Here is a 12,773-nt window from a genome sequence, read left to right as displayed (position 1 = left end):
AGCCTTGAAATTAGGTATCATTGGATCGACAGGTCATATTAATTATGTAATGGACGGACTTCGGGAATTGCCCGAGGTTCGTCTTGTTGGCGTCTCTGCGGGATCTGCAGGTGAATCGATTGAGAAGCTGACGGTCAGAGCTGCGCAGGAAGGGCATTCTCCTGTTGTTTATGCTAATTATAATGAGCTGCTGGATCAGGCTAAACCGGATATTATAGCTGTGGCTTGTTACTTTAATGATCACGCAAAAATTGCGGCTGAATCTCTGCGCAGAGGGATTCATGTGTTTGTGGAGAAACCGGTTGCCACAACGTTAGAGGATTTAGCTATGCTGAGAGAGGCTTACGGAAACTCTCGCGGGGCGCAGCTTGCAGCTATGTTTGGGATACGTTACAATCCTGCTTTTTATACGGCATGGCATGCGGTTAAGGCTGGAGCTGTAGGTCAAGTTAGGCTACTTCACGCGCAGAAATCATATCGACTCGGCAGCAGAGGAGAGCATTTTAAACGAAGAGAGACCTATGGAGGGACTATTCCTTGGGTTGGAAGCCATGCTATAGATTGGGTGCATTGGTTCAGCGGGGAGCGGTTCGAAACCGTCTATGCTTCACATTCAACGTTGTATAATCAGGACAATGGCGATCTGGAAACCTCGGCACAGTGTCATTTTACGATGGCAGGAGAAGTGTCGGCTTCAGTAAGCATTGATTATTTGAGGCCTGCTCAAGCATCGACCCATGGGGACGACCGGATTCGGATTGCGGGAACGGAAGGTGTGCTTGAGGTTCGTGATCAAAAGGTGCTGCTTATCAACGGCCAGGCTAATGGTGAGCAGGAGCTTCCGCTGCTGCCCAAGGTGGAGATTTTTGCCGATTTTGTGCAGCAGATTACGGATGGAACGTCTTGCTTGATCAGCGCTGAGGAATCCTTTTATGTTACCGAAGCTTGCTTGAAGGCTGTAATAGCTGCGGATGAGAAAAGAACTGTGAGGTTTTAAGAGATCAACAACAACGGATTAAGTTCTATTTAGGGACTTAGTCCGTTTTTTTGTTTTAGGACATACGTATCCCATCCCCTCACAACATGTATTTCCAAATAAACAGGCTGATTAGAGTGCAGATCCAGGAAATGAATCCAAATACAGTAACAATTTTATTTTCGCTCCAACCGTACTTTAAAGCAAAGTGATAATGAATGGGAGCCATTCGGAAAAGTCTTAATTTCGTCCTTCTATAATACCAAACCTGGAAAATCACAGACAATTGTTCGGCAAAATAGACTAAGAATAATAAGGGGAGCAAAATTTCAACCTTCTCGATTACTGCCAGAAATGCAAGTGAACCTCCAATGGCTAATGACCCCGTATCCCCCATAAAAGCTCTGGCCGGATAAATGTTATAAATTAATAAACCTAATAAACACGCAATCATTGTCATCGAAAAAAGCTGTACCTCAAATTGATTAGATATCGCAAAAAAGAAAAAGTAGGTAGGGATACATACGACGATAAGCAGTCCATCCAAACCGTCTGTAAAATTAATAGCATTTGCGGATCCAACTATAAACAGCAGAACAAGCAGTATGTACACACTCATGGGGAGTACTATTTGAAAGTCTCCATGCTCAATTAACTTGGAGCTTATGCCATGGAAGCGATGGAGGAAGAAAAGAAGAAAACCTGTACATGTAAATTGCAAATATAATTTAGTTTTTCCCGAAATGCCGGAGGGGTCTTGGAAGGCAGCTTTCTTAACATCGTCAAGAAATCCAATCAGGCTGAAAAGGAGGAACGTAAAGCAAAGGAAGACAGTCATGATGCTAGGGTGGGAAATAAGCGGAGTAATAATCCCGACAAGCAATATGATTCCTGCCATTAAGGGGGTTCCTAATTTAGCTTGATGATCTGCAGGCAATTCAGTTCTAATGGGTTGAATGAGTCTTAAAGTGCGAAGCCCCCATATCAAGACAGGACATAAACAAGCAACGATAATAAAAGACACTATGACAACATTCAGAATTGACATCGAATTTGTCCACACTCCAAGCTTTATTTTAACAATCCGTTATCTTGTCCTTATCCCTTTAGGTCTTGTACTTTATTTTTATATAATAGGCGACTATTTAAAAGCGAAACTTTATATATATTTATTTCATATTTTCTAACTAATGGTTAACGCTGATGCTTTGAGATGTACATACAACTCATCAAGATGATATAATGATACAAATCAATTGGACTTGGCAGTCCCTAGAGGTGGAAAATGAAAGACAACAAACAGCTTCCCAAGTATCTTCAATTAAAGCAAGAAATATTAACCTGGCTGCAATCCGGCCAATTAAAGGCAGACGATCAGATGCCGACGGAGCATGAAATTGCCGAGAGGTTCCAGATGAGCAGGCAAACCGTCCGTCAAACCTTCGGAGAACTGGAGAAGGATGGATGGCTGCAGCGAGTGCAGGGTAAAGGCACCTTCGTCTCGACTCCGCATAGCCACAAGAGTGCGGATGTACAAACGATCGGTATTATTACAACCTATATATCGGATTATATTTTCCCCCATATTGTTCGTGGCGCTGAAGCAACGTTAAGGAACAGAGGCTACAGAATGCTGCTGTCCAGTACGGATAATGATAAAAGCAAAGAATTGGAAAGCCTGCAGATGATGATGAGCCAGCCTTTAAGCGGACTTATCATTGAACCGACCAAAAGCGCCGAGGGCAATCCTAACCTAAGCTGCTACTTATCTTTGGATTATCAAAAAATCCCCTATCTCATGATAAATGAACGGTATTCTGAAATGAATTGTCCGTACATTAAAGCGGATGATGAGGCTGGTGGCTACAAAGCAACGGAGCACCTGATTCAATGGGGACATAGGAAGATCGTGGGCTTTTTTAAAATGGATGATCTGCAGGGAGTGAACCGTTTGAAAGGCTTCATACGCGCCCATCATGATTCACAGGCTCCGCTGCTGCCCCAGTCTGTAGTGCATTATACGACGGAAGAGAAACAGACGAAGCCTTACAAGCTGGCTCTGTCCATGCTTACTGAATCTGTGGAGAATCGGCCAACTGCATTCGTATGTTACAATGATGAGCTGGCTGTTCATATATTGGAGGCCGTTAGACAAGCTGGCTTAAATGTTCCACATGATATTTCGATTGTTGGTTTTGACGATTCTTCTTTAGCTACGGCAACCGAAGTAAAGCTGACCACATTGACTCATCCGAAAACAGATCTGGGAATTCGTGCAGCTGAGCTATTGATTGACAAAATCGAAGGCAAACAAAACTTGCCGGACAAACATATTTTTGAACCGGAGCTTGTGATTCGAGAATCGACTCGAAAAATTTAAAACGAACTATAGAAAATTTGTACGTACAATTGTATAATGGTCGTAGACCACACTTCACAGGAAGAAAGGTGAGGATACTTTTGTTGAAAAAGCTAAAGCAGGCCGTTCTTGAGGCGAATCTGGATTTACCCAAGTATGGACTTGTCACATTCACTTGGGGAAATGTAAGCGGAATTGACCGCGAAAGGGGGCTTGTTGTCATTAAGCCGAGCGGTGTTCCCTATGAGGATTTGAAGGCGGAGGATATGGTTGTACTTGATTTGGAGGGGAATGTGGTGGAGGGCAGCCTCAAGCCATCATCGGATACGGCAACTCATCTTGTGCTGTACAAGGCATTTCCGCAAATCGGTGGAATTGTACATACCCATTCCCCGTGGGCTACAAGTTGGGCACAGGCAGGTAGAGGAATTCCGGCGTTAGGCACGACGCATGCGGATTATTTTTATGGCGAAATTCCTTGCACACGTAAAATGACCGAAGCCGAAATTAAGGGTGCTTATGAGCTGGAGACCGGGAATGTGATCGTTGAAACCTTCAAAGACCTGGACCCTACACAAATACCGGGAGTGCTGGTCAACTGCCATGCTCCTTTTAATTGGGGCAAAAATCCTCATGACGCCGTACATAATGCGGTAGTTTTGGAGGAAGTTGCTAAAATCGCCCTTAACACTTTTAATTTAAACCCGGCTATAGAACCGATGGATCAAACGCTGTTGGACCGACATTTTCTCAGAAAACACGGCGCAAACGCTTACTATGGACAGAAATAATGAAATGATTGCATAAATACGGACTGTATTTTGAAACTATTCTAAGCTGCAAAAGGAGAAATGATAATGGCTCCAAAATACGCGATTGGTGTGGATTACGGTACCGAATCAGGAAGAGCAGTTCTTGTTGATCTTACGGACGGTACTGAAGTAGCGGATCATGTAACACCTTATCCACATAATGTTATTGATGAGCAGCTTCCTGATTCGAATATGAAGTTGGAATTCGACTGGGCGCTGCAGCATCCTGGAGATTATATCGAGGTGCTTAAACAGTCCGTACCTGCGGTAATGAAAGCATCCGGTGTTGATCCTGCCGATGTAATTGGGCTTGGTATAGATTTCACGGCTTGCACCATGCTGCCGGTAGATGCTGCCGGAACGCCGCTTTGCTTCAAACCGGAGCTGAAGGATCAGCCTCATAGCTGGGTCAAGCTATGGAAGCATCACGCAGCGCAGGATGAAGCGAATCTGATCAATGAGATTGCAGAGCAGAGAGGGGAAACCTTCCTTCCAAGGTATGGGGGAAAAATTTCTTCGGAGTGGATGATCGCTAAAGTATGGCAAATTCTTAATGAAGCACCTGAGCTGTATGAACAAACCGATATGTTCCTTGAGGCAACGGACTGGGTAGTTTTCCAAATGACAGGGAATAAAGTGCGCAACAGCTGTACGGCCGGCTACAAGGCGATCTGGCATAAACAGGACGGCTATCCAAGCCGGGAGTTTTTTAAAGCGTTGAATCCACAGTTGGAAAATTTGACGGAAACGAAGCTGCGCGGAGAAGTGGTTCCATTAGGCACGAAAGCTGGGGAGCTAACTCCAGAAATGGCCGGGCTAATGGGATTGAAGCCTGGTATAGCGATTGCAGTAGGCAATGTGGATGCACATGCCGCTGTCCCAGGTGTAGGGGTGGTTAGTCCAGGGAAGCTGGTCATGGCAATGGGAACATCGATTTGCCACATGCTGCTTGGAACTGAAGAAAAACGTGTGGAAGGTATGTGCGGCGTTGTGGAAGACGGCATTATTCCCGGATATATGGGCTATGAGGCTGGGCAATCGGCGGTAGGAGATATTTTTGCATGGTACGTGGAGCAGGGAGTTCCCTCTTATGTGAAGGAAGCGGCAGAGAAAGAAGGCGTTAATGTACACGAATGGCTGGAAGCGAAGGCTTCAGGTTATCAACCGGGAGAAACCGGGCTTCTGGCGCTGGATTGGTGGAACGGCAACCGTTCCGTACTCGTTGATACGGATCTGACCGGCTTGCTGATTGGTTGTACTTTGTTGACGAAGCCGGAGGAAATTTACCGAGCATTGCTGGAATCAACAGCATTCGGAACCCGCAAGATTGTCGATGCCTTTCAAGATAACGGTGTGGAGGTTCACGAGCTGTATGCATGCGGCGGGCTTCCGCAAAAGAACCGACTGCTTATGCAAATTTATGCGGATGTAACCAATCGCGAAATCAAAATTGCCGATTCCAAGCAGACGCCTGCCTTAGGTGCGGCTATGTTCGGCGCAGTAGCAGCAGGAGCGGCACAGGGTGGATACGATACGATCGTGGAGGCTGCGCAAAAGATGGCTCGTGTCCGCAAGGACACCTACAAGCCAATTCCGGAAAACGTGGCTGTCTATGAGCTGCTTTACCAGGAATACAGCAAGCTGCATGATTACTTCGGACGTGGTGAAAACGACGTAATGAAGCGTTTGAAAGCGATAAAAGAAACGACTGCATAGAGAAACAAGCAGGAACGTTGTTCTATGGATCCCTGTATGCAAATGGAAGTGGTCTAAAGAAATCATTGTTTATTATTCCTAATTTCCCGAGGAGGGCTAACTATGTTGACTGTAAAGCCTTATGAATTTTGGTTTTTAACCGGAAGCCAGCATCTGTATGGACCGGAAACATTGGATGAGGTAGCTGAACATTCCAGACATATTGTCGAATCGTTGGACCGAGATGCTGCAATTCCTTTTAAAATAGTGTTTAAACCTGTTCTTACTACACCGGATGCTATTCGTAGAATATGTATTGATGCTAATGCTGACGATTCCTGCGCAGGACTGATCACCTGGATGCACACCTTCTCTCCGGCGAAAATGTGGATCGCAGGACTCACGGAGCTGCGCAAGCCGCTTCTGCACCTGCACACCCAGTACAACCGTGACATTCCATGGGATACGATCGACATGGATTTCATGAACACGAATCAATCCGCTCATGGTGATCGCGAGTATGGCTTTATTGGAACCCGTATGGGCATTTCACGCAAAGTAGTTGTGGGACATTGGGAGAACGGGGAAACACGTGGCCGCATTGGCGGCTGGATGCATACAGCTGTTGCTTATACCGAGGGAAGCAATCTGAAGGTAGCTCGCTTTGGCGACAATATGCGCCAGGTTGCCGTTACAGATGGCGATAAAGTTGAAGCACAAATAAAGTTTGGCTGGTCCGTAAATGGTTATGGAATTGGCGATCTTGTGCAGCGGATGAATGAGTTTTCAGATGCTGAGGTTAATCAGCTGTTCAAGGAATATGCCGAGCTGTATACGATTGTTCCGGCAGGACTTGAGAGCGGCCCTGTACAGGGCGCTATTTTGGAACAGGCTCGTATTGAGCTTGGTTTGAAATCATTTTTGCAGGAAGGTGGCTTCGGTGCCTTCACTACGACCTTCGAGGATTTGCATGGAATGAAGCAGCTTCCGGGCTTGGCCTCACAGCGCTTGATGGCGGCGGGTTATGGCTTCGGCGGAGAAGGAGATTGGAAGACATCAGCGCTGGTGCGTATGATGAAAATGATTTCCGGCAATGTGGGCACCTCATTTATGGAGGATTACACCTATCACTTCGAGCCTGGGAACGAGCTGGTGTTAGGTTCGCATATGCTTGAGGTATGCCCGACTATTGCTGCAACACGTCCCAAAATCGAGGTTCACCCACTTTCCATCGGTGGTAAAGCCGATCCTGCGAGGTTGACCTTTGACGGGGATTCCGGTTTCGCAATTAACGCTTCTCTTGTAGATATGGGCAACCGTTTTCGTCTTATTATAAGCGAGGTAGATGCTGTAAAACCGCTCAAAGAAATGCCGAAGCTGCCGGTAGCTCGTGTGCTTTGGAAGCCGCAGCCGTCGCTGCGTGATTCCGCTGAAGCCTGGATATACGCTGGCGGAGCCCATCACACAGTATTCTCCTACAAAGTCACCACCGAGCAGCTCGTGGATTGGGCGGAAATGGTTGGGATTGAATGTGTGGTTATTAATAAAAACACATCCGTCCAAGCATTCCGTAACGAGCTGAGATGGAACGAACTTTATTGGAAGCTTCGTTAAACATGTAAGACATAATAAGGACAGCTCATTCACCATTTTATCCTGAATATACGGTTGCAAAAGAACCCTCAGTTCCACATTGTTATTGGAGTGCACCCCCTAGAATAAACATTGGAATAAACCGCTGGTTTATCCAATGAAATTCTAGGGGGTGCACTTTTTATAATATTAGAAGTATAAGTTTGAACCGGAGGATTGCCTTTTAATATTGCAAGCAAAGTCACCTCCAGGACACGAAAGTATCTTCATCGAGAGGGCTTCGAATAGAAGCACTCTTTATATTGAAGACTCGTTTGCAAATTTATGGGATTCACTCACTAGGGTTTACCCTTTTGAGGCAACCCCATCTTAGGTATTCTCAGCGAAATGCAGATATAAGGTCACTTTTCAGCACGTGCTAATCTTGGGCATCAGGTCATCAGGATTGTGGGAATCAGGGTTAAGGGATGAATGTTATGGTTGTGGGTTAGGGATTGATGGTTGATGGTTAAGGCTGAGGGTTAGGGATTGATGGTTGATGGTTAGGGATTGATGGTTGATGGTTAGGGATTGATGGTTGAGAGTTAGGGATTGATGGTTGAGGGTTAAGAATCGATGGTTAAGGGATAGTTGAGGGTTCGGTTTCGGCATTGCAGGGATACCTACCGAACCCTAAACAATTATCGGGAATATGTCATGTTAATTGCTCCGAAAAATAGCGTTCCAAGCCCTATAGCTGGAATTTCTCATGTTAATTCTACGTATTTGGGCTGATAACAACAAGATCACCTATATTAGCTGCATTTTTTCCAGTTAGATTGGTTTCAAACAATATCCACCCTGAATTAACGTGAGGATTTCCATCTATTTCCTTCCTTAAGGCAGCCGTCCCGAAAATCCTAGTCTCCTCTACAAAGCAAGCAACCTTTGAACATCGGTTCACGCGCCACCACTTAAGCAACCTACAAAAAACCATAGCTGTTTTCTCCATATTGTGAGTAAACCTTACAGATGTGATCCTCCACTCGCATCGATCAATTGCCCAGTCACCCAACGGCTGTCAGACGAGGCAAGGAATGCGACAATATCCGCTACGTCTTGCGTTTGACCCCATCTGCCAAAAATGGAAAAGTCGGCACCGAACTTCCTCGCCTCTGGATTTTGAAGTACATCTGCTTGCATATCCGTTTCGATAAATCCCGGCATCACAGCATTGACGGTTATCCCACGAGGTCCGAGCAGCTTGGCTAAAGTGAGCGTCAGCGTGTTGATTGCTCCCTTGGTCATGCTGTATGCAGGGATGTCGGGAATTGCAATTCTTGTTACTGCTGACGAGAGGTTTATAATGCTGCCTCCATCTCTCAACCGCGGCAATGCTTGTTGAATCAGGAAAAAGGGAGCTTTTACATTAACGGCCGCCAATTCATCGAAAGCTTGCTCGGTCGTCTGCTCAATGGTTTTCATTAGAGCGCCTCCGGCATTGTTTACCAGAATATCCAAACGACTATCCACCGCTCTTTCTTGAAGTGCCACATCCAATGCTTCGAAAATGATGTGCACACCACTTGTACAGGAAAGGTCAGCTTCGATCATGAAAGCTGATCCGCCGCTTTGTTTAATCAGCCTAATCGTCTCTTCTGCAGCCTCACGGTTCTTGCCGTAATGAACAGCCACTAAAGCGCCATCCTGTGCCAAACGTTGGGCAATAGCCCGTCCAATCCCTCGACTTGCTCCCGTTACCAATGCAACCTTGCCTTTCAATTTGCTCATCTTCTTATCTCCTCCTCTTTTTCAATTTTAGTTATATCACGATACAGCATTTGAAATGTTGCTCTCTCATTCGATCCTTCCGTAGAACGGTTGCACATTACAGGCTCTCAGCCAATCGAAAACGAGTATCGTTTAATCAACCTCAGGAACAGCGGCTAGCATCAGAATCTTATCATTCAAATATGATGACGCAGCTATTGAGCGATCGAGCCTATTCTATTAATATCAGTCTACAAGGCTGGTATAACTAAACATCTCTTAGCTTGGAGGGCAACTAGATGAGATTTAAAAAAGGAATAGGAAACAAGATCGTTCTATTTGTTTTCGTACTGGTTACATTTATATATCTGAATAATAGTTCTCTTTTCACGAAAAGCACTGGAGCGCCGTTTTTGCTTGCTCATCGGGGACTTGCACAAACATTCAGTATGGATGGAATAAAGAATTATACATGTACAGCTGAGCGTATAAATGAACCTGATCATCCTTATTTGGAAAACACTATCTCATCTATGGAAGCTGCGTTTGGAGCCGGTGCTGACATGGTGGAATTTGATATAAAGCCAACTAAAGACGGCCAATTCGCTGTTTTTCATGACTGGACCCTAGATTGCCGAACAGATGCAAAAGGCGTGACCAAAGACTACACTATGGCACAATTAAAGAAAATCGATATTGGCTATGGCTATACCGCTGATAATGGGAAAACCTATCCTTTCCGCGGAAAAGGAGTGGGACTTATGCCTTCGATGGAAGAAGTGCTGACTTATTTTCCGGAAGGCTCTTTTTTGATTCATATTAAAAGCAATAATTCGGAAGAAGGGGCGATTCTTGCTCAATATCTTTCTGTATTGCCGGAAAAACGCCTAAGTCAACTAACGGTTTACGGAGGAGATGAACCGGTTGCCTTGTTAAAAAAACAGCTTCCTGACATCCGCGTTATGTCAATGGCTTCGTTGAAAGGCTGCTTAATTCATTATATCGCTGAAGGCTGGACAGGTTACGTCCCGTCCTCCTGCAAGACAACCCAATTGCACATTCCTGAGAAATTTGCACCCTGGTTATGGGGATGGCCTGAAAAATTTGTGAAAAGAATGGAAAATGTCGATACTCGTGTCATTATCGTTGCAGGTGATGGAGGATGGTCGGAAGGCTTTGACACAGTAACGGACACGAAACGGCTGCCTTCCAGTTATACAGGTGGCATATGGACGAACAGAATTGATCAAATAGCACAGCTGTATCGTCAGAAAAATTCACGGGTAGGCGAATAACCAAAATCTAAGTATGTGAGCGCACATCTAACCTCAAAAAAAGCATTCCGCACAAATTGCCGTTAACAGGCAGCTTGAACGGAATGCTTTTTATTTGGATTCGATAAATAGCGACAAGCCCAGCTCTATCGGATATAACCAAGCCTGTTTGAAATGTCCAGAGCCGTATCCCGAATCCATACCCCTGAAGTTTCGATCCGTTCTTCCGACATGCGCCATTTGGGTGCAGATATGCTGATAGAGGCAACAGGCTCTTTCAGATGATTAAATATAGGGGCTGCAACACAACGAACCTCCGGTTCATGCTCGCAATTGTCGATAGAAAAGCCGCGGGCTTTAATAAGTTCCAGATCGGCCACCAGAGTACCTTGAGTAGCAAGGGTGTAAGGAGTAAATGGAATTAAGCCCTCCGCTATGACTGCGTCTGTTAGTGAGGAGGGAGAAAAGGCCAATATTGCTTTTCCAACTCCTGTGCAGTACATAGGGTTGCGCAGCCCGATTTGGGAATGCATGCGAATGGTTTTGGATGATTCCACCTTATCGATATATACGACACGCAAGCCGTCACGGACGACCAAGTGCACGGTTTCACCGGCAAGATCCGCCAATTTCCGCAAGTACGGGGAGGCAATTTCCCTAATATTCATCGTTTTTAGCGCCAGTGAAGCAAGGCGAAGCGAGTAGAGGCCAATACGGTATCGCTCGGAATGTTCATCCTGCTCTACAAGACCGCTTTGCTGAAAGGCTGCAAGATGTTTGCAGACGCTGCTCGGACTTTCGCCGGAAAGCTTGGCTATCTCGCTGACGGAAGCGCCTTGCGGACTTGTATCGCATAAGGTAGCCAGCTGCTCCAAAACATGCAGTGCCTTCACAACCGTCGATGAGGCCACCTTCTGATTCATATCTTTTGTATTTGGATTTCTTCGGCCCATAGCATCAGTACTCCTTTTGGAAATCGAGACATATATTTTAGAAATTGAATTTATAATTTTAACAGGAGATTGATTGGTTTTAATGTTATTTTATAAAAAATTCCAAGTCAAGTCATATTTATATTGACGAATTAGAATGTGTTATTTATAGTAAAAATTGTAAATGGAAATTTAATTTCTATATTAGAAATAAGGAGGACTGCTGCCTGATGAAGATCACCGATGTGGAAACGTATATCGTCGGTAATCCATGGAAAAATTGGCTGTTTGTCAAGCTGCATACGGAAGAAGGCATTTATGGCATCGGGGAAGGCACTTTGAATGGGTTTGCCAAAACAGTGGAAGCCTGCATACACGAGCTTAAGCATTTATACATAGGGATGAGCGCATTTGATGTAGAGGCGTTAACTTTGAAAATGATCCGTGACGTCTATTCAGACGGCGGACAAATTCAAGGCTCAGCATTGGCTGCAATTGAAACCGCTTGCTGGGATATTATCGGCAAAGCAACGAATCAGCCGTTATACAAGCTGCTTGGCGGCCGCTGCCATGAGAAGCTTCGCTGCTATGCAAACGGTTGGTACCGTGGCCCTCGAACTCCTGAAAACTTTTATGAGAAAGCTAAAACAGTCGTGGAAAAAGGTTATACCGCTCTGAAATTCGATCCGTTCGGCTCGGCTTGGCGCACCGTGGAACGCAAAGATTTCGACCTTGCTCTCAACATTATCGCAGCTGTGCGGGATTCTGTTGGTCCGGATGTAGATATTTTGATAGAAGGCCATAACCGATTTAGCGTTCATACAGCCTTGCAATTTGCAGAAGCGATGCTGCCTTATAATCCTGCCTGGTTCGAAGCACCTGTTCCGCCGCAGCATATATCCTCTATGGTTGAGGTTGCTAAGCGTAGTCCCGTTCCTATAGCTTGCGGCGAGGATTATTATTGCCGAGAACAATTTGCTGAGCTGCTGAAGCATGATGCCGTGCATATTATCCAATTGGAGCCTCAATTTCTTGGTATTAGTGCATCGAAGCAAATATGCGGTATGGTTCATGCCCATAATGGCGTCATTGCTCCGCATAGCGCTCAAGGTCCCATATGCTCAGTGGTCTGCTCTCATCTCAATATGGCAACTCCCAATTTCTATATGCATGAAATATTTGACGAGTTTAATGAGCCATGGGAGGAAGAAGTATTGACACCGCTTTTTAAAATAGAACAAGGATATCTTCAACCCCCGGATCGACCCGGATTAGGCGTGGATTTGAATCTTGAGCTCATTGCGCAGCACCCGTATCACACCGGTAACTGGATCCCTCTATTCAAACAGGGCTGGGAGAAGAGGGAAGGGAACGGCTGATGGT

Annotated in this window: 10 protein-coding genes; 7 read left to right on the top strand and 3 right to left on the bottom strand. The window is 45.4% G+C overall.

What is annotated here, in order from left to right:
* Window positions 1-4: 4 nt before the first annotated feature.
* Window positions 5-997 carry a Gfo/Idh/MocA family protein gene (locus tag ACFQ0C_RS38605; protein WP_379375198.1) on the top strand — a complete coding sequence of 331 codons (993 nt, stop codon included), beginning with the start codon at window positions 5-7 and terminating at the stop codon, window positions 995-997.
* Between the two features lie 79 nt (window positions 998-1,076).
* Here the strand turns inward: ACFQ0C_RS38605 and mraY are convergent, their stop codons facing one another.
* The gene (gene mraY, locus ACFQ0C_RS38600) at window positions 1,077-2,024 is read right to left on the bottom strand and encodes a phospho-N-acetylmuramoyl-pentapeptide-transferase (protein WP_379375196.1); all 948 of its coding nucleotides are present in this window, start codon (window positions 2,022-2,024) and stop codon (window positions 1,077-1,079) included.
* Window positions 2,025-2,261: 237 nt separating this feature from the next.
* Between mraY and ACFQ0C_RS38595 the strand changes: the two genes are divergently transcribed.
* The 4 genes from ACFQ0C_RS38595 (at window position 2,262) to araA (ending at window position 7,456) form a co-directional block, all read left to right on the top strand.
* A complete protein-coding gene (locus ACFQ0C_RS38595) occupies window positions 2,262-3,356 on the top strand; it encodes a GntR family transcriptional regulator (RefSeq protein WP_379375194.1) in 1,095 nt (364 codons plus the stop codon).
* Between the two features lie 80 nt (window positions 3,357-3,436).
* Entirely contained in the window at window positions 3,437-4,126 is a 690-nt protein-coding gene (gene araD, locus ACFQ0C_RS38590; protein WP_379375192.1) for an L-ribulose-5-phosphate 4-epimerase, read from the top strand.
* Window positions 4,127-4,192: 66 nt separating this feature from the next.
* On the top strand, window positions 4,193-5,863 hold the full coding sequence (locus ACFQ0C_RS38585) for a ribulokinase (RefSeq protein ID WP_379375190.1): 1,671 nt from the start codon (window positions 4,193-4,195) through the stop codon (window positions 5,861-5,863).
* 102 nt (window positions 5,864-5,965) lie between these two features.
* Window positions 5,966-7,456 carry an L-arabinose isomerase gene (gene araA, locus ACFQ0C_RS38580; protein ID WP_379375188.1) on the top strand — a complete coding sequence of 497 codons (1,491 nt, stop codon included), beginning with the start codon at window positions 5,966-5,968 and terminating at the stop codon, window positions 7,454-7,456.
* A 984-nt stretch (window positions 7,457-8,440) separates the two neighbouring features.
* Here araA and ACFQ0C_RS38575 read toward each other — a convergent pair.
* Entirely contained in the window at window positions 8,441-9,205 is a 765-nt protein-coding gene (locus ACFQ0C_RS38575) for an SDR family oxidoreductase (RefSeq protein WP_379375186.1), read from the bottom strand.
* A gap of 278 nt (window positions 9,206-9,483) precedes the next feature.
* Here ACFQ0C_RS38575 and ACFQ0C_RS38570 point away from each other — a divergent pair, with 278 nt between their 5' ends.
* Complete coding sequence (locus ACFQ0C_RS38570; protein WP_379375184.1) at window positions 9,484-10,479, top strand: glycerophosphodiester phosphodiesterase family protein; 996 nt, start codon at window positions 9,484-9,486, stop codon at window positions 10,477-10,479.
* 125 nt (window positions 10,480-10,604) lie between these two features.
* Here ACFQ0C_RS38570 and ACFQ0C_RS38565 read toward each other — a convergent pair whose 3' ends face one another.
* Window positions 10,605-11,411: an IclR family transcriptional regulator gene (locus tag ACFQ0C_RS38565; protein ID WP_379375182.1), complete on the bottom strand. Its 807-nt coding sequence runs from the start codon at window positions 11,409-11,411 to the stop codon at window positions 10,605-10,607.
* Window positions 11,412-11,620: 209 nt separating this feature from the next.
* On the opposite strand from ACFQ0C_RS38565, the gene ACFQ0C_RS38560 reads away from it, so the two are divergent.
* Window positions 11,621-12,769: a mandelate racemase/muconate lactonizing enzyme family protein gene (locus ACFQ0C_RS38560; protein ID WP_379375180.1), complete on the top strand. Its 1,149-nt coding sequence runs from the start codon at window positions 11,621-11,623 to the stop codon at window positions 12,767-12,769.
* The last annotated feature ends 4 nt before the right edge of the window (window positions 12,770-12,773 follow it).

Source organism: Paenibacillus sp. GCM10027630 (assembly GCF_042676305.1).
Lineage (GTDB): Bacteria > Bacillota > Bacilli > Paenibacillales > NBRC-103111 > Paenibacillus_S.
Note: the sequence above shows the minus strand (reverse complement) of the source record. Positions and strands in the feature narration are given on the sequence as shown.